We start from the raw sequence: 22160 nt of genomic DNA on the forward strand, positions 1-22160 counted from the left end.
AGTCTGCCCGGGCCGGGTGTTATTTTTCTGCCCACCACAATTTGGTTCGCATGTTGTCGGCCCCGCCATTAAGTGAAACGCCTTTATCAAGGCTCACTTTATTGAGCGAATACTCAGTAGTTGGATACGGCAAACGGGTAGGTAAAACTCCCTCGTTTTCAAAAACGGCTCTGGGGTCTTTGGCAGGTAAAACCGGGTAACCGGTACGGCGGTATTCTGTCCAGGCCTCAACGGCGTTTCCAAACAAGGCAATCCATTTCTGGTCAAGTATTTTTTCTTTGGTGGCAGTGCCAACAGTGGCGTAATATCCCGACGGAAGCGCTACTTTGTACTGGTCAAAAGATGCCTTGATTCCGGCCTGCATATAGGCGTTAGCATCACCGCTGATGTCGCCATCAATGGCTGCTTCTGCCAGAATTAACTGTAATTCGCTGTAGGTCATAATCACACTAGGTGTGGTAGCCTGTGTGAAAAAGCTGCCCAAAGTTGAGGCCGAACTCAGATAAGTGGTAGCTATAGCATCTGGCAAGCCGTTGGGTATGCCTTCATATTTACCTGCCGAATTCAAATTAGCAAAAACCGAAAGGCGGGTGTCGCCAAGGCCAGTCAGCTTGTCAACAAATGTTTTGCTCATGCTCCAGTCGGTTCGGCTACCCATTACCATTACCTCGTGCCACTCATTATTGCTGGGTCTTACGGCAGTGTTTTTCAACATGGCGTTGTCGTCATTGCTGGTAAAAACAGGATACTTGGTGGCGTCACCCAGAATCTCGGCCATTATGGCTTTTGATTCGGCCGATTTCTTAGCTGCCTGCCGGTTGGCCAGGCGAAGCCTTAATGAATTGGCAAACTTTTTCCATTTCAGAATATTTCCTTCATACAAAATATCACCCGAAATGGCCGGCCCGCCTACTACCAGTTTTTCATTGGCAGTTTTCAAATCGTTCAGCAGGCCTGCATATACTTTGTCCATAGAGTCATACTCAGGCGTATAAACCGGTGTTCCATCAGTGCCTTTTAAGGCCTGAGAGTAGGGGATAGCCCCGTAAAGGTCTGTAAGAACCGAGAATACCCAGCTTCTCATAACCATTGCTGCACCTTCATAATTTGGGTTAGGTGTTTTGCTTTCCGGGCCTGCTTGTTTAATGATACTCTGAAAATTTACCAGACCATCATTAAAAAACGATTTCCAGGTATTATTGTAGAAGGTTGGAGTGATACCGTAGTTATCACCTTCGTTTGAGTAAATATTTCGGGCCAGATACTGAATCCATAGCATAGAGCCATCCAGGTTTAGACGTTCGAAACGCGCATTGCCGCCCCAGTATCGGTCAACAGAACGCTCAATGGCATAAGGCAATAAATATTGCGGGCTGATGCTCGTCGGGTTGTTAGGGTCGGTATTCATTTTGTCGAACTCGTCGGTGCAGGAGTTCAGAGACAGGCTCAGTGATACCAGTAATGAAGCTATAATTTTATATGATTTCATAATATTTCAAGGTTTTTAATGAAAAACTGTATCCTCGGTTATCAAAAGCCCAACGAAAGGTTAAAGCCCAGGCTTCTTGATGAGGGTAATTCGCCATAAGCAAACCCTTGCGAGTTGCCTCCGAAGCGGTCGACCTCGGGGTCTATATGAGGAGAGTTTTTGAATAATATGGCCAGATTCCTACCCACTAATGATAGTTTGGCATTCTGGATTCTGGCTTTTTTCAGAATGGATTCAGGCAGCCTGATACCGATTGACACTTCACGAAGTTTAATATAGCTGCCGTCAAAAATAGCAGCCTCGTGGTATCTTCTTGGGTTATTGTAGCCATATAATTGATTAGCAGCTACTATTACATCATTAGGCACGTACTGCGGGCTTTCGGCAGAGCCGATGTTTTTCACGCCTTTACCGATGATACCTTCTTCACGGCCAATGCCGGTTTCTGCATACTGGCCTGTCCAACGGGCTGTTCCGGTACCTTCATCAAAGAAATCACCGCCTTTTTTAACATCAATCAGGAATGAAAGGCTCAGGCGTTTGTAAGAAAAATTATTGGTGATACCACCAGTAAAATCAGGCTGAATATTGCCTAATACCCTCGGGGTGGTTTCAACAACCGGCAGGCCATCAACATATACAATTTGTCCGTCCGGGGCATGTTTGAAACCAATACCATACAATGACCCATAAGGCTGGCCTACCTGTGCAATAGAAATCAGCCCTCTTCTTTCCTGCAGCGTGTAGGTAGTAAGGCCTTCGGCCAGTTCAACCACCAGGTTTCTGTTTCTGGCAAAGTTTACGGCCACATCCCACTTAAAGCCGTTTCTTGTTTCAAATGGCGTGCCCGACAAGGTGATTTCAATACCTTTATTATTGATACGGCCGGCATTCAATATGCGTTTGTCGTATCCACTGGCTTTTGAAATCTCCACACCAAGAATCTGGTTTTTGGTGTCCTGGTCATAGTAGGTCAGGTCCAGACCAACTTTGTTTTTGAAGAATCTTAAATCAAGACCCAGTTCAATTCCGGTAGTAATTTCGGGCTTAAGGGTTGAATTTGAGATGGTAAGGTTTTCATAGTACTCCGGAATTGAACCATTCCATGAGCCACTGGCACGGAATGTCTGGGCTAACTGGTAAGGGTCAGCATCGTTACCAACCTGTGCCCAGCTGGCTCGTACTTTACCGAACGATAATATTGATTTAGGAATACTAACGAGGTCGGTGATGACAGCACTGGCTGATAGTGAAGGATAAAAATAAGAACGGGCATTGGCAGGCAAGGTGCTTGACCAGTCGTTTCTGGCTGTAACGTCCAGAAACAGGGCATTGAGATAGCCAAACTGTGCCGAGCCATATAAACTTTGTACATTGGTTTTTTCAATGCGGCTTGCTACTGAGTTCTGGCTGGGGTTGGAGTTTGACAGGTTATAAACGCCGTCAACCACCAGCTCGCCTACGTTTGTAAAGTTGCGTTTGTAATAATTGCGTCTTACTGCGCCTCCGGCCTGTGCAACGAGTGTAAAGTTTTTGCCAAAGCCTTTGTCGAAAGTAAACAGGAAGTCATGGTTGGTTTCCTGCCGGCGAAGTACTTCTTCAGAGAACGTACCAGGTGTACGGTTACCATTACGCACACGCTCAAAGTTAGCAATGTTGATACGGGTATCAGTCCAGAAGTCAGTGCCGCTTCTGAGCATCAGTTTCAGAAAAGGCAGTAACTTGGCATTGATTGTGATGTTGCCCAATAGACGGTCTTTGTCGTTTCTGTTTGGTAGAAACTCATTGCTGTAGAAAGGGTTTGTAAAATATGTGTGCTGCCAGTTTGGCGGGTCGGTGTCTGGTAACTTACCGGCTACTGCTCTCTGAATGTGTACGCCGGTGTAATCACGGTAATTGGCCAGCTGGTCCCATGAAACGTGCCTGTGCGACCAGATGAAGGTGTCGCCATTCTGGTAAGTGCGGTTACCACCAGACTTGATGTATTCGCCGGAAACGGCAGCAGATAAAAATTTATTCAGATTATAGCTGGAGTTCAGCTTTACGTTGGTTCTTTCAAAATCGTTTTTGTAGGCAAGGCCCTTCTGGTCTAGCCTGTCAAAGGCTAATCTGAAATTTCCTTTATCATTTGCCCCAGTTAAAGCCAGGTGGTTGGTAAATGACGTGCCGGTTTCCCAGAACTCGTTCCAGTTATTAGGCTGCGGGGTAAGTGGCGCTACATCTTTACCTGTAAACCACTGGCGCACCAGGCGGCCATCCATTGGCGCTCCCCAGCTTTCGTCTGTTCCGTCGGTTCCGGTTGTTCTGCCAGGCGTTACCGTGCCATAGGCTGCTTTGTATTGGTCATAGGCATCGGGCTGTATCGTGCCGCTCCATCCGTCTGAATACCACGTTACATAACCATTACCACCGCCATAAGTATTCTGGAAATCAGGTTTTACCAGTGGGCGTTCGGCAGTAAAGTTGGCGTTATATTCAATGCCCAGGCCTTTTGAGCCCGCGCCGTCTTTTGAGGTGATCAGGATAACACCATTGGCCGCCCTTGACCCATATAGCGCTGCTGCGTTAGGGCCTTTAAGAACTGAAATTTCTTTTATGTTGTCGGGGTTTATTTCTGATATACCACCGCCGAATTGTTTGTCGTATTGTTGTTGCAGTGGTACACCGTCAAGCACAATTAAAGGTTGGTTATTGCCTGATACTGAGGATGAGCCGCGTATCTGAATGGTTGAGCCACTACCGGGCCCGCCATTACTGCTGATACGTACCCCGGCAATACGGCCGGATAATGAGTTAACCACGTTGGTTGATCGGGCTTCAACCAGGTTGTCTCCTTTTACTTCCTGCTGCGAAAACCCTAATGATTTTTTCTCTCTTGATATCCCCAGCGCAGTTACTACTACTTCGTTTAAAGCTCTTGAATCTGCAGCCAGTGATATATTATATATAGTTCTGTTATCAATTCTCTCTTCTACCGTAGCAAACCCAATAGCGCTGATAACCAGAATACCTCCCGAGGCAGGTACTTTAATTGAGAATTTTCCGCTGGCATCGGTTAATGTACCTATGGCTGTTCCTTTCAATGCTATAGAAACCCCGGGGAGCGCACCTTCTTCAGCAGAACTTACTACGCCCGAAAGTACCTTGTCTTGTGCCAGGATACACAGGGGCAATAGCAGCATAACTATAAGGTAGTATAAGTGTTTTTTCATAAGTGTAAGGTGTAAGTAAAGGATTAATCGAAACGATAGGTGAGTGCTTTCTACGAAGCTATCCGACTCAATCAGTTGCCAGAATTCCGACCGCTCAGCTTCAGGCAGTGATTGAAGTCGGGAGCCACGTTAGCAAGAGAGGTGCAAGCCTGTCTCTTCTTAATCTTTAAGGTTTAGTAAGTTTAGTTTTTTTCAAAAAAGGCAAATTCAAGCCCAAAGCATGCCAGTGCAGGCAACCCAAAGGTAAATGCTATAAAAATTGAGCTTTAACTGAATAGGTGTCTGGTATTCAGTAATTGCCGATAGCCGTTAAATGGCAAGACTACCAGCCCCGCAACTTCACTTAAAAGAAGTTTCAAAATGTTTTAGGGTTCAGATACTCGGCTTATGCGGTCGGAAGTGAGTTTCTGATGAAGTTTATTGTACTTTTCTAATAATTTCTAATGCAATAGTATATGTTATAAAAAATACTTGCAAATTATTTTAACAAAATTTTAATATTGTATTAAAAATAGTTTAAATCTTTAAATATTAACTTGAATATGTACAATAATGTAGAATAATGTGTTGGTAATTGGTCAATTTGTAGAATATATTAGAAGTATAAATTTTAACATTAAAACATAAATTAAATATAAAATATACATAAAACAGGTTTAAAATATAATCTATAATTTAATTAAAAATAAATTTTAGTAAAAAACACGTTAAAAAATACAGATAATAAATATTGACAAATATTTGTATTATAGTTACTTTTGCCTGTGTTGATACTTTTCTATAATTTCTAATAAGCACATTAAGGTACTTCAGCAATACTTTAATGTTTCAGCAAGCCAATTTCTTCTGAATTTATCAATTCAGTCACATTAAACAACTGTCTGTTTTAGATAAAGTACACTTAATCTTATTTTATACTATCAGATTACAAAAAGCTTACAAATTTCACTTTTTAACATTGAAGAAAATGAATCAGAACATTGACAGACGTAACCTATTAAAATCAGGCTTGATGACCCTTGGTGGAATGGTAATTGCCCCACAACTAAGTATGGGTGCATTTCCGAACACTCCTGTAATGTTAGACAATAAAAACAGACTATATTATACTCCTTTAATGCGCGAACACTTCATCAGCAATCCGCCTGATGTTACGCAGTTAAAGGCTCGCCTCAATGCCAACGAAAACCCATACGGGCCACCCGCCAGCGCAAAGCAGGCAGTGGTAGACTCGGTATCATTAGGTAACAGATATGCCTGGAAAGAACTGAGCGACCTGGTTGGCAAAATTGTTAAAAAAGAAGGGCCGGGTGTAACGCCGAATCATATTATGATGGGGCCGGGTTCGTCTGATTTGTTAGAGAAAGTAGCGATTGTGCAGTTTATGCATGGCGGAAACATAGTTTCAGCAGACCCTTGTTATATGTCTTTGGTGAGCGTTGCCAAGTCGGTAGGCGCAAAGTGGAAAGCCGTACCTTGCAAAGCCGACTGGTCGCATGACCTGCCTGCCATGGAAGCTGCCATTGATGCCGATACCAAGCTGGTTTACATCTGCAACCCTAATAACCCGACAGGCAGTATTACATCTGGTAAAGAACTGCTTGATTTCTGCTCACGAGTTTCTGAGAAAGTTCCGGTTTTTATTGATGAAGCTTATCTGGAACTGGCCGAAGGCACCGAAACCCAAAGTATGGTTTCTTTACTGGCGCAAAACAAAAATGTTATTATTGCCCGTACGTTTTCTAAAATTATGGGTATGGCCGGTTTGCGTGTAGGTTACATTGCCGCGCTGCCGTCGTTCCTGAATAAGATTCAGAACATAACCAGAGGCGGTATGGGTATTTCTTATACTTCGGTATTGGCTGCATCGGCAAGTATTGAAGATATGGAGTTTCAGGCTACTACCAAAAAGTTGAACTCTGAGGCTAAGGCCTATCTGTATGCCAACCTTGATAAAATGAACTACAAATATATACCATCTTATACCAACTTTGTGATATTCCCGATTGCGATGGATGGCCGTGATTTCCTTGCCAAAATGTATTCAAAAGGTGTAGGCATCCGTACGTTCGACATCCAGAAGAAAACCTGGTGCCGTGTAAGTATCGGCACTATGGACGAAATGAAGCTCTTTGTAAAAACACTTGGAGAGCTTAGCTAATTTAAGAGACATACAAAATTATTCACTGATGCCCGGGTAGGAGTTTCTTACTCTTGCCGGGGCATTGCAGGAATGTATTTTCCTAAATCTACAATTTCTCATGGCAGTAGCACTTCAAAAAACTTGTATACTCATACTACTTATTGTGATTGGTTTGGGGTTAAGGTCGAAAATCAGGAATAAAACCGAACTGAATGGCATTAAAGAAATGATATTGTCGGTGGCGCTTCCTTCTACGGTTTTTGTGGCTTTAATGGGCGTAAAGATTGATTCTACACTTATTGTATATCCACTCATAACATTGGCATTTAATTTCTTTATTTATTTGTCGATGCCTTATATTCTGGCTTTGTTTAAGATTGAAACTGACAGTTCAGCAGGCCGTACACTTACCATGCTGATGCCGTCATTGGCGCCTGGTTTATCAAGTTTCCCTTTTATTCACGAGTTTCTTGGCAAAGAAGCACTGGCCAAAGCAGCAATGGCCGACGTAGGCAATAAATTTTTTGCGCTTAATTTTCTATACTTTGTAGCCATGAATCTGTACCTGAAAAACAACAAGGCACATGAGGTGAAAGAAGAAGGGAAGGTGAAAAGCCTTTTGTTAAGCCTGGTAAAAGAGCCTATTAATATAGTTATGTTACTGGCAATTGCATTTTTAAGCTTTGGTATCAGTTTTGAAGACCTTCCGCCTGTTATATCTGAGATATTCAACCGTACCAGTATGCTCATGACCCCTATGATACTTATATACATTGGTCTGGCAGTTCAGCTGAAAGAAGGTAAAATCAGATTGGTTAGTTCGGTTTTGCTATTCAGGGCGGGTATTACCATTTTGTTTAGCGTGCTTATAATTACCATTTTTGGTATTTCTTCGCCTGCTATGGTTTTGCTGGCGGTGGTTGTACCGTTGAGTTCGTGTAGTTTCTGGCCTTTTGCGCACATGTCGGCGGTTGCTCTTAAAGAAGAAAACAATCATGTTCCGAAAGAGAAGCGCACTTTTAACATTGAATTTGCAGTATTGGTACTGGCTTTTTCTTTACCTTTTTCAACCATTCTGGTGATGGGTATTCTTACAGCCGGAACCTTCTTTGCACATACCGAAACCTTGTTATTTACAGGCTTTGGCTTAATATTTTGCAGCTTTATGCCAAAATACCTTGCCCGGAGTATCAAGGCCGTAATCCGGTTTTCAAAACCGGAAGTAGAAAAAGTTAAAGCCTGAATTTTTTCGGGGTTTAAGTGGCGATGGGAAGCACGCAAGTGCTTCCTGTCTTTTTTTATAATCTGCAAAGCCTTTCTGCTGCTTTTTCCAACATTTCATCGTCTTTTGCAAAACAGAACCTTAGTATTTTGTTATCGTAGCGGTTATGATAAAACACCGAAACCGGTATTGACGCCACTCCAATTTCTTTTGTCCACCTTACGGCCAGGTCATAATCCGGTTCGTCGGTAATGGCTGTGTAAGAAAGCATCTGAAAGAAACTGCCTTCGGCGGGTTTCCATGTAAATTTTGAGCCTTTCAGCCAATGAATGAATTTATTGCGTTTTTCTTCATAGAAAGCACGCACCGACAGATAATTGTCTGGGTCTTTCATAAAATCAGCAAAGGCATATTGCATGGGTGTGGGCGATGCAAAGGTTATCCATTGGTGGGTTTTCCTGAACTCGGCCGTTAATGCTTTAGGCGCCATGCAGTAACCGAGTTTCCAGCCTGTTGTATGAAAAGTCTTACCGAACGAACCACATAAAAACGTACGCTCTTTAAGTTCAGGGTGCATGGCGGGCGACAAATGCTGTCTGCTATCAAAAATAATATGCTCGTAAACTTCATCAGACATTATAAAAATATCTGTGCCTTTCAGCACATCTGCCAGCTGGTTCAGGTCTTCGCGGGTTAAGCACTTGCCTGTTGGGTTATGAGGTGTTGTCAGCATAATGGCTCTGGTTCGCTCGGTAATTTTGGTTTTTACTTCGGCCCAGTCGATGGCAAAGTCGTTGGCCGCTGTTAGTGTTACATAAACAGCCTTACCGCCATTTAACTCTATAGACGGTACGTAACTGTCGTAGGCCGGTTCAAAAACGATTACTTCATCGCCCGGATGCACAATAGTTGCCATGGTAGCATAAATGGCTTCAGTACAGCCGGAAACAATGGTAATTTCATCGTTCGGGTTATACTGCAGATTATATACATCGGCGGTTTTTTGCGCCAGTATTTCCCGCAAAGGCATTATGCCTGCCATAGGGGCATATTGGTTCATGCCTTTTTGCATGTAATGGCTTACCAACTCAATCAGCTTCGGAGAACAATTGTAGTTCGGAAAGCCCTGCGAAAGATTCAATGCCCCGGTTTCAGCGGCCAGTTGAGACATGACCGTAAAAATAGTGGTACCCACATGGGGTTGTTTAGAGTTAATTGTCATTAGTTGTACAAATCTGCAAGCAATGGTAATTAGGCGTTCAGGATTATTTTTTTAGTCTTTCCAGTTCAAATTTCAGTTCATCAACCAGATTGTTCACTTTGTCGAAACTGATACTTGGTTCAGGCAGAACCTGGCTTACAAAGGCTTTTATTTCCCAGGTTTCAATCACATCATTCATAGAAATTTCAATACTCGGGAAACGCTGGTTATCAGAGCTCAACAGCAAAGTGCCTTTTATTTTTACCTGATTATACACACGCCGGTAGATTATTCCGTGCGCTTTGGTAACAAGCACATAATTTTTGCCATCGGCTATTTCGTACCAGTTTTTAACCAGCGAGCCTATCAGTAAGGCACCCTCAAAGGCAAAATCTTCGGTGGCTTCAAAGGCGCGGTATTCACCAAAAGGTAAAGTTGGCAACTGGAAATCAGTAAGGGTTTTTAGAAAACTGACGTCCTTACTACGCATAAGGTACTCGTTAAACTGAAAACGGCGTATGAGTTGTATATTATTGCCACTTCGTTTGGGCTCTGAAGTAAAAGAATGCGGGCCTGAAGCGTTGAATAAATTATTTTGTGATGGCGTGCCGGGTTTCAGCTCGGTGTTTCCAGACTGGAAATCGAACAGGTTCTGCGAGCCTTGTCTGGTATCAATGACGATTGGTATCAGGGTGGTTTCACTCAGATTTTTCAGGTCTTTCTGTACAAAATCGTCTACGCTAATGCCAAAAAGACCGGCTATGGTTTTCAGGGTATCAACAGGCGGGGTGGCTCGTTCTTCTTCATAAGCCCCAACATTGGCTCTTTTGGTGCCTATACGTTGAGCAAACTGCTCTTGTGTCAATCCGTTCAGGCGCCTCAGGTATTTCAGGTTATTACTAATTAAAGACATCTGGCCTTGCTCAATTGTGTAAAAAACAGATTGGCCACCTGGTTGTGGCAGGTAATTGGTGCTCAATTACCTGCCGAATATCTAAAAATTTTAGCAAATCACCAAATTGTTTTGTTTTTGAAAGTTTTTTGAACTTTTTAAGATATTTTTTTCAATTTTGTTCGTGCACAATAAACTCAACAACCTTATGACCCAACTGCATGTAGCCAATGAAACAGACATATCTGCTTTGTTTCAGGCACAAAAGAAAAACCTTGCCGGTATAGCAGCAACCACTGCCAAAGAACGCATAGTGAAAATAAGAAAAGTAATGGACTGGATGTTGGCCAACCAGGAGCGCATTGCTGAGGCATTAAGTGCAGACTACGGCAAGCATAGGGTTGAGGTGAAGATTAGCGAGGTAATGCCGGTTATAAGCGAAGGAAAGCACATTATTAAACATCTGGCCCAGTGGATGAGGCCCGAAAGTGTTGAAACACCGCTAAAGATGATGGGTACTACCAGCAAGATTGTACATGAGCCTAAAGGTAACTGCCTGATTGTAAGCCCCTGGAATTACCCGTTTAACCTGACACTAAAACCTTTGCTGCAGGCAATTGCGGCTGGTAATGCGGTTATCATTAAGCCATCAGAGCTTGTGCCTGAATCTTCAAAGCTGATAGCTGAAATGATAAAAGCCTTGTTTCCGGCCGATGAAATTACGGTAGTAGAAGGCGATGCCACAGTGGCAACCGTGTTGCTAAGTATGCCTTTTAACCACATATTTTTTACGGGCAGCCCTGCTATTGGTAAGGTAGTTATGCAGGCTGCTGCCAGGTACCTTGCATCGGTTACGCTTGAACTGGGGGGCAAGTCGCCCACCATTATTGATGAAACAGCCGATATAAAAAAGGCAGCCCAGACCATAACAGCCGAGAAATTTCTGAACAATGGCCAAACCTGCATTGCGCCCGATTATATTCTTATTCACAGGTCGCAAACTGCCAGGTTTATTGAAGAGGCAGATAAGTACATAAAAAAAATGTATGGTGATGACGTGGCGAAATCGGTTGATTATTGCAGAATTGTAAATGCCAGACATTTTAGCCGTATAAAAAGTTTGATTGATGATGCTTTTGCCAAAGGGGCCACAATTGCCGTTGGTGGAAATACTATAGCTGCCGAGAACTATATTGAGCCAACACTGGTTAGCAACGTAAACCCTGCCATGGAGGTTATGCAGCAGGAGATTTTTGGCCCTGTGCTACCCATACTGGAGTTTGAGTCGCACGAAGAAGTGGTCAGATACATAACTGAGGGAGAAAAACCGCTGGCCTTGTATATATTCAGTAAAAAGCGCGCCAATATTGATTATTTTCAGAATAATACGTCATCAGGTGCTGTGGTTATCAATGAAACCACCATTCATTATTTACAGAACAACCTGCCGTTTGGCGGGGTAAATAATTCAGGCATCGGGAAGTCGTCGGGCAAGTTTGGTTTCGAGGAATTTTCTAATAAAAAAGCGGTGGTTGAAAACAAATTTTCAACTTTCGGTATGTTCCATCCTCCATATACCAGCCGGATAGAAAAGATGATTGATATGGTGATTAAGTGGCTTTAAAAACCCATTATATGAAATTTTCACGAAGGGCATTCATTGCTCTGTCTGCCTTTATAACCGTGTCGGCAACTGGTTCAATTCTATTTATGCGTCAGAAATTTTTCGGGAAAAACCCCTTTGGCCTAAGGCTCAAAAGAATCCTTCGTTCGCCTCATTACAAGAATGATTCGTTTCAGAATCTATCACCTACCGCCGTAATGCGCAAAGAGGCATCTTACATGAAGATGCTTCAGAATACTTTTAGCAGACCAAAAGATACCAAACCATCTGCGGTAATTCCATCGGTCAAAACAGATTTGATAAACCTGAAAGCAGATTCGCCCACTATTGTTTGGTTTGGTCATTCATCTTATTTCATTAAATCTAAAGATATAACCATTCTGATTGACCCGGTTTTCAGTGGTGCGGCTTCTCCGGTAGGGGGCTTTGTAAAATCTTTTAATGGTACTGATGCATATAAAGTGGGTGAGTTTCCTGCAATTGACATGATGTTTTTGTCGCATGACCACTACGACCATCTGGATTACAAGACCATTCTTGAATTTATACCCAAAGTGAAAAAATTCTATGTTTCGTTGGGTGTGGGTTCTCATCTTGAGTACTGGGGTGTTGACCCCGCAAAAATTGTGGAGCTTGACTGGTGGGATAAACACCAGGTTGCCGGAGACATAGAAATTATTGCTGCCCCTGCCAGGCATTTTTCAGGCCGCAGCCTTACCAGAGGCAAAACGTTTTGGTCGGCCTTTATAGTAAATATGCATGGTTACCGTTTGTTTTTAGGTGGAGACTCTGGCTACGACACCCATTTTAAAGAAATAGGAGATAAGTATGGCCCGTTTGATATTGCCATGATTGAAAACGGGCAATATGGTGAAGACTGGCCTTATATACACATGTTTCCGGAGCAAACGGCACAGGCAGCAATTGACCTGAACGCAAGGCTTTTGTTGCCTGTGCATTGGGCAAAGTTTGTTCTGGCTAACCACCGCTGGTATGAACCCATTGAGCGATTAATGCCGGCTGCCCAAAAGCTTAACCTGCCTGTAACTACCCCTATGATAGGCGAACCGGTAGTTTTAGGTGAAAAGTATCCTGAAAGGGCTTGGTGGCGCGTGTGAGGAGTTTTATGAACCCTGCTAAGGCTTATTGGTAGTTAATGTAGCGCCATAAATCAGCCCCGTCAATTTTCGTGCCTTTCTTCAATAAATAGCCACCCCTCCTTCAATAAAGGAGGGGAAACTAAAATGCAAAAACTATATTAGATAGATAAACTTCAGGTTTGTATCACCCCAACATTGTATCGCCTGGTAATAGGGGCATGGTTGGCGGCTTCAATACCTGCTGATATAATTTTACGTGTCTCCAGCGGGTCAATTACGCCATCTACCCATAGGTTTGCTGCGGCATAATAAGGGCTAAGCTGAGAGTTATATCTGTCGGTAATGGTATTCAGTAACTCCTGTTCTTTCTCGGTTGTAATGTCAATTCCCTTAGCTTTTAATGTAGCCTGTTGTATCTGCAATAGTGTTTTGGCAGCAGATGCACCGCTCATGACAGCCATCTGGCCGGTTACCCAAGAGTAAATCAGGCGGGGGTCATAGGCTTTGCCACACATGGCATAGTTACCTGCCCCGTAAGAATTACCCACAATAAACGTAAACTTTGGCACTACTGAGTTGGCCATGGCGTTCACCATTTTGGCGCCGTCTTTAATAATACCGCCATGTTCAGAGCGGCTACCTACCATAAAGCCGGTTACATCCTGCAAAAAAACCAAAGGTATTTTCTGCTGATTGCAGTTCATAATAAACCGGGCGGCTTTATCGGCGCTGTCGGAGTAAATAACCCCGCCCATCTGCATTTCGCCTTTTTTTGATTTCACTATTTTGCGCTGATTAGCCACAATGCCTACAGCCCAGCCATCAATTCTTGCCAGCCCGCACAATAGCGTTTGCCCGTAGCCTTTTTTGTATTGGTCAAATTCAGAGTTATCTACTATACGCTCAATAATCTCTACCATATCATAAGGTTTTGAACGGTCGGCGGGTAGAATCTGATAGATTTCTTTCGGGTCTTTTTTAGGCAAAACGGCTGCCTTTCTGTCGAAACCAGCCCTGGGGTTATGGCCCATTTTATCAAATATCTTTCTGATTTCATCCAGGCATGATTTATCATCAGGAAATTTGTTGTCGGTAACACCCGAGATTTCAGAATGTGTACTAGCGCCGCCCAGCGTTTCATTATCGATGTCTTCGCCGATAGATGATTTAACCAGGTAAGAGCCAGCCAGAAAAACAGACCCAGTGCCTTCAACAATCAGTGCGTAGTCTGACATAATGGGTAAATAAGCCCCGCCAGCTACACAACTACCCATAATGGCCGCTACCTGTGGGATACCCATTGACGACATTTGGGCATTGTTTCTGAATATCCGCCCGAAATGCTCTTTGTCAGGAAAAACCTCTGCCTGCATGGGTAAGTACACACCGGCCGAATCGACCAGATAAATAATGGGCAGTTGGTTTTCCATGGCAATTTCCTGCGCTCGCAGGTTTTTCTTAGCTGTTATCGGAAACCACGCACCGGCTTTCACCGTAGCATCGTTTGATACAATCACACACATTTTGCCGCTTACATAGCCAATGCCGCAAACCACACCACCATTCGGGCATCCACCGTCTTCCTCGTACATACCGTCGCCTGCAAATACCCCAAATTCTGTCAATTCTGTTTCTTTATCTATCAGGTATTCTATTCTTTCGCGGGCAGTCATTTTGCCTTTTGCCTTATGCGCCTGAATTTTTTTCAAACCACCACCCAGTTTTATTTGTTCTGTCTTCAGGTGCAATTCTTCTATCAATGTCTCTATATTTTGCATAATCGCTTATTCTTTAACTTTAGTGGAACAAAATATTAATATTATTTCTTAGTATTTAACAATTTAATTGCAAAGATGTTAAATAGTTGTCAAAAAAATAATTAGTATTGCAACTAATTTATCAACAAACCTTTATAAAGATATGACAGTTTTTGGAATTGATACAGACCAGCAGTTAGAAATGATCAGGCAAAGCGCTAAAGACTTTGCCGAAAACTATATACGCCCACATGTTATGGAGTGGGACGAAGCACAGGTTTTTCCCACAGAGTTGTTCCACAAAATGGGTGAATATGGTTTTATGGGTGTGCTGGTACCTGAAACCTTCGGAGGCTCAGGTCTTGGGTATCAGGAGTACATCAGCATAATTGATGAAGTATCACAGGTTTGCGGTTCAATCGGGCTTTCGTTAGCGGCGCATAACTCATTATGCACCAATCATATACTCACTTTCGGAAACGAAGCACAGAAGCAGAAATACCTGCCTAAACTGGCAACCGGCCAATGGATTGGCGCATGGGGCCTTACTGAAACCGGAACAGGCTCTGATGCCGGAGGAATGGCCACTACGGCCATTGAAGATGGCGATTTTTTTGTGCTTAATGGCTCAAAAAACTTTATTACCCATGCCATCAGCTCTGAAGTAGCCGTGGTTATTGCCCGCACAGGAGAAAAAGGAGATTCGCACGGTATGACGGCTTTTATTATCGATAAAGGCACGCCCGGGTTTTCAGCCGGTAAGAAAGAAAACAAACTGGGCATGCGAGCCAGTGAAACCGCCTGTCTGTTTTTTGATAACTGCCGCGTGCCAAAAGACCATATCCTTGGAAAAGTAGGCGAAGGCTTTGTGCAGTCGCTTAAAATACTCGATGGAGGCCGTATTTCAATAGCCGCGTTGTCATTAGGCATTGCCAAAAGTGCACTAAATGCGGCCTTGAAGTATGCACAGCAAAGAGAACAATTTGGTAAGCCTATCGTTAGTTTTCAGGGTGTAAGTTTTAAACTTGCTGAAATGGCCACCAAAATTGAAGCCGCTGAACTACTGACAAGAAAAGCTGGTTTTCTTAAAGATAACCATCAAACGGTAACTAAGTTATCGGCCATGGCTAAGTTGTTTGCCTCTGAAACCGCGGTAGAAGTAGCCAATGAAAGCGTTCAGATACATGGCGGTTACGGTTATACGAAGGATTATCCGGCTGAAAAATATTACCGGGATGCCAAGCTTTGCACTATTGGTGAGGGTACATCTGAGATACAAAAGGTTGTAATAGCGAGAGAAATTACCAGATAAATGCCATGAAAATAATAGAATGCCCACGCGACGCCATTCAGGGAATAAAGCACTTTATATCTACTGAAAAAAAAATTGAATACATTAACCAACTGCTTGCAAGCCGGTTGTTTGATACCATCGACTTCGGCAGCTTTGTATCGCCCAAGGCAATTCCACAAATGGCCGATACCAGCCAGGTTATAGCAGGCCTCAATACTACCGCAACCGACACCAAATTACTGGCTATTATTGCCAATGAGCGTGGTGCGCAAGAAGCCGCTCAATATGAGGCAATTACTTATCTTGGGTATCCGTTTTCGGTGTCTGAGACATTTCAGCTCAGAAATACAAATGCTACCATTGCCGAGTCGCTGGAAAGGGTAAAGGCCATTCAGGAAATTTGTGTAAAAAACAACAAGCAGCTGGTAACTTATATATCAATGGGTTTTGGTAACCCTTATGGCGATGAATGGAATGCCGAAATTGTTTTGGAATGGATACAAAAACTGAAAACACTGGGATTAGAAATTTTCTCTCTCTCTGATACCGTCGGGGTGGCAAATCCTGAAACCATCAGCTATTTGTTCGGAAATTTGATTCTGCATTATCCGGAACTTGAATTCGGCGCGCATCTGCACACCACGCCTGAGACCTGGAAAGAAAAAATTGAAAGCGCTTATGATGCCGGATGCAGGAGATTCGACGGAGCTTTGCTTGGATATGGTGGGTGCCCGATGGCCGCTGATGAGCTGGTTGGCAATATGCCAACCGAAAATTTAGTTAATTTCAAGTCGGAAACTGACTATAACTCAATCAATTTGCTTAAATTAGCTTTCCAAAACCTGATTAACTGATGTATTTTTCAGATGCAGACGTGGCACGTTTTCCTGATATTGATTTAATGCTGATAAAGACAGAACAAAAAAATAATGTCTTTAGTATTACGCTTAACCGACCGGAAAAACGGAATGCCTTTACCCCGACCATGGTGCACGAAATGGCCCTGGCAATTGCTTATGCCCAGGCAAATGATACCATCTGGTGCGTTGTATTGCAGGCTGAAGGACCCGTTTTTTGTGGGGGTATGGATTTGCATGTTTTTCAGAACCCCCTGCTGGATGTGGTAAATACACAATTACCAGCTTTGGACAGGGAAGTTACGCTGGGCGATGTGTTTAAGTCTCTTTATAAACCAAGTATAGCCATTGTTAAAGGCGATGTGCTGGCAGGTGGATTTTTGATAACAGGTGGTTGCACATTTGTGATAGCCACACAAGAGGCAAACTTTAGTTTGCCTGAAGTAAAAAGAGGGGTTTTTCCGATGCAGGTAATGGCTGCATTATTGAAAATCATGCCACCGCGAAAGGTACTGGAGCTGTCTATACTTGGCAGCAAGTACACAGCCAAAGAGGCGTTTGATTTAGGGATTGTTACACATTTATCAACTGCTGACAGCATTGATATTGATACTAATGCATTGATTGAGACCATCCTGAGTGGGTCGCCTTATGCCATCAGAAAAGGAATAGAGGCTTATCATCAATTAGCAAATGTACCTGAAAATGAACAAAATCAATTTCTTTTGGGTTTGCTGAAAGAAATACGTGATTCGGCCGATGCACAGGAGGGAATACTTGCTTTTAAAGATAAAAGACCACCTGTGTGGCAAAACAAGTGAAATGAACCCGGTAAATTTCATAAATATTTTATAATAGCTAACAATTCGCGTCTTTCCTTTTTCCGCAAATTTGCAGTGCGGAAATTAAATGCTATTTTTGGCGAAAATTAAGAGTGGCGCTTATGAATCGTAATGAGCTTGATAGGATTATCGACAATTTGGATGTTGTTTTCAGAGGAGATGCCTGGCATGGGCCGTCTGTTATGGAATTTATGAACTCCATGTCTTTAGATGTGGTTGATGTGAAGAAAGAATACTCCAAACATACTATTTGTCAGATAGTGTACCATTTAGGAGCCTGGAGAAAGTTTGTTCTGGAAAAACTGGATGGCAACATCAGGTATGATCTGGTAAATGATGAAGACAACTATGGCACCGAGGAGGATATCATCAAAAGCAACTGGCCAAGGCTGGTTGAGCAACTGCGGGTAAATCAGGAAGCATTGCTGAATAAACTTGATGAATTTGACGATACCCTGCTTGTTAAGCTGGTACCCGGGCAGGATTACGACTATTATAAGTTGCTTACCGGCCTTATACAGCACGATACTTACCATTTAGGTATGATTTGGGTGCTTTGGGAATAATAGCCAGCCTTTTACTAAAGAAAAAATAGAATAGATTTATAAGATAATGGAAGAACTACAAACAAAAGAAATAGACAGAATTAAAACTTTATTGAATGCCGCTTTTCATGGTGGCTCGTGGCATGGTCCGTCTGTGTTGGAGAATGTCAAAGATATAAAGCCTAAAATCGCCGGAGCGCGTCAGAAAGGAATTCATACTATTGCTGAATTAGTTTACCATATGACCACCTGGAGAATCTTCGTGTTAAAGAAGATTCAGGGTGAAGCGGATTTTGACATCAAAACTGAGAAGCAAAACTGGGGTAATTTAAAAGAGATTGACGAGTTTGAGTGGGAGACCCTTCAGATGGAATTGACGCTGAGCCATGATGAATTAATGAATAGTCTGGAAGAAAAAGATGATAGTTTTCTGCTGGAAATTGTGCCGGGTAGCGAATATGATTTCTATACCCTGCTGCATGGTATTATTAACCATGATTTGTACCATAACGGGCAGATAGGTATTCTGAAAAAAATGGCTCCGAAAGCGAGCAAATTTGATGATGAGGAAGACGCACCAAGCAGCCGCTATTTTAGTGATGAATTTGGCGACGAGTATTAATGAAGATTTATAAAAAACAAAAAGAGGCTTTCAGGCCTCTTTTTGTTTTTATGGGTTGCCCAGTGTTGGCCAACGGTACTACATATTTTAATGGGCCAGTTCTACAGTCTCAGAACCATTGATGCTTACCATACTACCATTCACCAAAACGTTAATGGCGGTTTCTGATAGGTTTTCGATGGCAATTTGCCCGGGGTAGATAGACACTTTGAGCGAATTCTGGCGGAAACCTATAATAAATGAAAAACTTTGCCACTGCTCTGGTAAATACGGACTGAACGAAAGCATCCCATCTTTTACGCGCATACCACCAAAACCTTTTACGACAGACATCCAGGTACCGGCCATTGAGGTAATATGCAGGCCGTCTTCGGTGTCGTTATTGTAATCATCCAGGTCAAGGCGCGCGGTTCTTACGTACATTTCATAGGCTTTTTCTTTTTTACCCAGTTTGGCTGCCAGAATAACATGCACACAAGGCGAAAGTGAAGACTCATGAACGGTCATTGGTTCGTAGAAATCAAAATTTCTTTCAATTTCATCAATAGAAAAATCATCTTCAAAGAAATACAGACCCTGCAGAACGTCTGCCTGTTTTATAAAGCAGGAACGCAGGATTCTGTCCCACGACCATTTCTGATTTATTGGCCTGTGCTGTGCAATATCATGCACAGTCAGTAATTCTTTGTCAAGAAAACCATCCTGTTGCAGGTAAACCCGCCGTCCGGCATCATACGGAAAGTGCATTTTCTCAATAATATCTTTCCAGCGGGCGGTTTCAACTTCTTCATCAAAGGCTGTCAATTCTACCAAAGCTGAATAAGAAGTCTCAGAGGCCTTCACGATTTCTATGGCTTCCAGGGTATATTTGAGGCACCATACAGCAATATAATTCGTGTACCAGTTGTTATTGACGTTGTTTTCGTATTCATTTGGCCCTGTTACACCCAGCATTACATATTTTTGCAGCGCACCAGACCAGTTTATGCGCTGAGACCAGAATCTGGCTATGCCAATCAGTACTTCAAGCCCGTATTCTGTCAGGTAGTTTTTATCGCCGGTGTAGTTTACGTAGTCATAAATGGCATAGGCAATAGCGCCGTTACGATGTATTTCTTCAAAGGTAATTTCCCATTCATTATGGCATTCTTCGCCATTCATGGTTACCATTGGGTACAGGGCTGCTCCATTTGTAAAGCCGAGTTTTTCAGCATTTTCAATGGCTTTTTTGAGGTGTTTATGCCGATAGACCAGTAGATTCCGGGCAACCATCTGCTCTGAGGTAGCCAGATAAAAAGGCAGGCAATAAGCCTCGGTATCCCAATAGGTAGAGCCGCCGTATTTTTCGCCGGTAAAGCCTTTGGGTCCAATGTTCAGTCTGGCATCCTGCCCTGTATACGTTTGCTGTAAATGGAAAATATTAAACCTGATACCCTGTTGGGCGGCCACATCACCGGCAATCTGGATATCGTTATGCTCCCATTTCTTTTTCCAGGCTAGTTTTTGTTCTTCAAGCATCTGAGAAAATCCTTTTTTTGAAATTCTGTCCAGATACTTTTTGGCCTCGGCTGTCAGGTTTTCTACGGCGTAGTTTTCAGATGATAGATTTACCGCAAACTTGCATATAAGTGTTTCTTCGTTCAGCTTAAAAAATACTTTTACCTCGTTGGCAACATATTTTTCTTTTTTGATGGGCAGTGTTTGCAAATCAACCAGCTTTCCGCTCTGGCAGAAATCAAATTTCATACCGGTGCAAACCTGAAAAACAGGCACTGTGTCCCATTTTGATTGTTTGGTTTCCAGTGTCAGGTATCCTTCTCCGTGGCCAGTTTCTTTACTTATTTCGTTCCAGAATTGTTCTCCGTGGTTTGAATCTTTATTGTAAATGTCGCCATCGAGCGAAATAGTCAGTTTGCCGTAAGCAGAAAAGTTGAGAGGGGTAATAGAATACCTGATGGCCCCGGCCTCATCATCTTCCAGGCTACAGAAACGTACCGCATTTATTTTTACTGATTTACCGGACGGAAAATCGGCAATGAACGACCGCTCCAAGGTTCCTTCCTGCATATTGAGTACCCTTCTGAACTCACGTACCTCGCATCTGGCAAGGTCTAGCACTTCGCCATCTATTTCCAGGTCTATGCCTGTCCAGTTGCAGGCGTTCAGAACTTTGGCAAAATAATTAGGGTACCCGTTTTTCCACCAGCCTACACGTGTTTTGTCAGGATACCAGACCCCGGCCACGTAGTTTCCCTGCAGGGTTTTACCCGAGTACCTTTCTTCAAAATTGCCTCTGCCGCCCATACGGCCATTCCCGAGGCTCATGAGGCTTTCAGTTATTTCGTTAAATTCTGGATGAAAACCATCTTCAATAATGCACCAATCGTTATGGACAATGTAGTTTTTCATAGGTTTAGTAAGCGCACCAGCGCCTGATTTTATAATTTATCTACTCTAAATGGGTTACTAGCCTTTTTTACGTATGGTCATTCAAGGTACTTGTCTGAGGGCACAAATCTTTTCAATGGCTGGCAGGGCAAATACACTTATAAAAAGTATTGAAAGTATTATACTTTAATTACGTATCAGCTAATGACGCTGATATTATCTGTTCAGATCATCGATAAGCATCCTGATATCCACTCCAGCCAGATTTTCAACTACTATATCGGCTTTTGTTAAAACCTCTTTTTTGCCTATTCCCACGGCTTTCATGCCGCCGGCTTTTGCGGCTTCAACACCTGCTACTGCGTCTTCAAAGACCAGACATTCGGCGGGGGATACCCCCAGTTCTTCTGCGCCTTTCAGAAACACCTCGGGGTCTGGTTTACCCTTGGCAATTTTGTTGCCGTCTATAATGGCATCAAAATCATTAAGCATCCCGATGCGCTCCAGAATCAAACCTGCATTTTTACTTACCGAACCCAAAGCGGTTTTAATATTGTTTTTCTTTAATTGCGTAAAAAAATCGGTAACACCCGGCAGAATATCGGCGGGCGTCATTTTACTCACCAGTTGCAGGTAGTTTTCGTTTTTACGTGTGGCAAGTTCGTTTTTCCTTTCTTCGCTCAATTGCAAATGGCCATGTTGCAAAATAATATCCAGCGATTCCATCCGGCTGATGCCTTTCAGTTTTTCGTTAAATTCTTCAGTAATATCAAAACCCAGGTCGTTGGCCATCTGGCGCCATGCCTGATAATGGTAAATGGCGGTATCTACAATAACTCCGTCTAAATCAAACAAAAACGCTTTTATCATGCTTTTATGCTGTTAAAATACCACACAAAAAGTGCTGAACTGCAAAATAAGGAATAGTTTTAAATTAGCTGTTCTGCCTTTAATAAAATGTCAGAAAAACTT

Annotated in this window: 16 protein-coding genes; 9 read left to right on the forward strand and 7 right to left on the reverse strand. The window is 42.9% G+C overall.

Annotation, left to right across the window (positions count from 1 at the left end; translation table 11 throughout):
* Nucleotides 1–19 precede the first annotated feature (19 nt).
* Nucleotides 20–1489, reverse strand: a complete 1470-nt coding sequence (locus tag MB380_RS10575) for a SusD/RagB family nutrient-binding outer membrane lipoprotein (RefSeq protein WP_253535350.1) — start codon at nt 1487–1489, stop codon at nt 20–22.
* A gap of 41 nt (nt 1490–1530) precedes the next feature.
* Nucleotides 1531–4701 carry a SusC/RagA family TonB-linked outer membrane protein gene (locus MB380_RS10580; RefSeq protein ID WP_253535352.1) on the reverse strand — a complete coding sequence of 1057 codons (3171 nt, stop codon included), beginning with the start codon at nt 4699–4701 and terminating at the stop codon, nt 1531–1533.
* Between the two features lie 967 nt (nt 4702–5668).
* Here MB380_RS10580 and MB380_RS10585 point away from each other — a divergent pair.
* Both MB380_RS10585 and MB380_RS10590 read left to right on the forward strand, forming a co-directional pair.
* Complete coding sequence (locus MB380_RS10585) at nt 5669–6862, forward strand: histidinol-phosphate transaminase (RefSeq protein ID WP_253535354.1); 1194 nt, start codon at nt 5669–5671, stop codon at nt 6860–6862.
* Nucleotides 6863–6962: 100 nt separating this feature from the next.
* Complete coding sequence (locus MB380_RS10590) at nt 6963–8087, forward strand: hypothetical protein (protein ID WP_253535356.1); 1125 nt, start codon at nt 6963–6965, stop codon at nt 8085–8087.
* 55 nt (nt 8088–8142) lie between these two features.
* On the opposite strand, the gene MB380_RS10595 is transcribed toward MB380_RS10590, so the two are convergent.
* Complete coding sequence (locus MB380_RS10595) at nt 8143–9288, reverse strand: methionine aminotransferase (protein ID WP_253535358.1); 1146 nt, start codon at nt 9286–9288, stop codon at nt 8143–8145.
* 43 nt (nt 9289–9331) lie between these two features.
* Entirely contained in the window at nt 9332–10180 is an 849-nt protein-coding gene (locus tag MB380_RS10600; protein ID WP_253535360.1) for a helix-turn-helix transcriptional regulator, read from the reverse strand.
* Between the two features lie 187 nt (nt 10181–10367).
* Here MB380_RS10600 and MB380_RS10605 point away from each other — a divergent pair, with 187 nt between their 5' ends.
* Nucleotides 10368–11783: an aldehyde dehydrogenase family protein gene (locus MB380_RS10605; protein WP_253535362.1), complete on the forward strand. Its 1416-nt coding sequence runs from the start codon at nt 10368–10370 to the stop codon at nt 11781–11783.
* Between the two features lie 11 nt (nt 11784–11794).
* Nucleotides 11795–12901, forward strand: coding sequence for an MBL fold metallo-hydrolase (locus tag MB380_RS10610; RefSeq protein WP_253535364.1), 1107 nt, complete (start codon nt 11795–11797; stop codon nt 12899–12901).
* A gap of 155 nt (nt 12902–13056) precedes the next feature.
* Here the strand turns inward: MB380_RS10610 and MB380_RS10615 are convergent, their stop codons facing one another.
* Nucleotides 13057–14661: an acyl-CoA carboxylase subunit beta gene (locus MB380_RS10615; RefSeq protein ID WP_253535366.1), complete on the reverse strand. Its 1605-nt coding sequence runs from the start codon at nt 14659–14661 to the stop codon at nt 13057–13059.
* 142 nt (nt 14662–14803) lie between these two features.
* Between MB380_RS10615 and MB380_RS10620 the strand changes: the two genes are divergently transcribed.
* The 5 genes from MB380_RS10620 to MB380_RS10640 all read left to right on the forward strand — a co-directional run bounded on the left by MB380_RS10620 (nt 14804) and on the right by MB380_RS10640 (nt 18800).
* Nucleotides 14804–15952, forward strand: coding sequence for an acyl-CoA dehydrogenase family protein (locus MB380_RS10620; RefSeq protein WP_253535368.1), 1149 nt, complete (start codon nt 14804–14806; stop codon nt 15950–15952).
* A 5-nt stretch (nt 15953–15957) separates the two neighbouring features.
* Entirely contained in the window at nt 15958–16788 is an 831-nt protein-coding gene (locus MB380_RS10625; protein WP_253535369.1) for a hydroxymethylglutaryl-CoA lyase, read from the forward strand.
* On the forward strand, nt 16788–17612 hold the full coding sequence (locus MB380_RS10630; RefSeq protein WP_253535370.1) for an enoyl-CoA hydratase-related protein: 825 nt from the start codon (nt 16788–16790) through the stop codon (nt 17610–17612). The genes MB380_RS10625 and MB380_RS10630 overlap by 1 nt, the downstream gene beginning before the upstream one ends.
* 122 nt (nt 17613–17734) lie before the next feature.
* On the forward strand, nt 17735–18199 hold the full coding sequence (locus tag MB380_RS10635) for a DinB family protein (RefSeq protein ID WP_253535371.1): 465 nt from the start codon (nt 17735–17737) through the stop codon (nt 18197–18199).
* A 46-nt stretch (nt 18200–18245) separates the two neighbouring features.
* On the forward strand, nt 18246–18800 hold the full coding sequence (locus MB380_RS10640; protein WP_101727017.1) for a DinB family protein: 555 nt from the start codon (nt 18246–18248) through the stop codon (nt 18798–18800).
* Nucleotides 18801–18887: 87 nt separating this feature from the next.
* Here the strand turns inward: MB380_RS10640 and MB380_RS10645 are convergent, their stop codons facing one another.
* On the reverse strand, nt 18888–21209 hold the full coding sequence (locus MB380_RS10645; protein ID WP_253535372.1) for a family 65 glycosyl hydrolase domain-containing protein: 2322 nt from the start codon (nt 21207–21209) through the stop codon (nt 18888–18890).
* Between the two features lie 195 nt (nt 21210–21404).
* Nucleotides 21405–22058, reverse strand: coding sequence for a beta-phosphoglucomutase (gene pgmB / locus MB380_RS10650; RefSeq protein WP_253535373.1), 654 nt, complete (start codon nt 22056–22058; stop codon nt 21405–21407).
* Nucleotides 22059–22160: the final 102 nt, after the last annotated feature.

This window comes from Emticicia sp. 21SJ11W-3, from assembly GCF_024138715.1.
GTDB lineage: Bacteria > Bacteroidota > Bacteroidia > Cytophagales > Spirosomataceae > Emticicia > Emticicia fluvialis.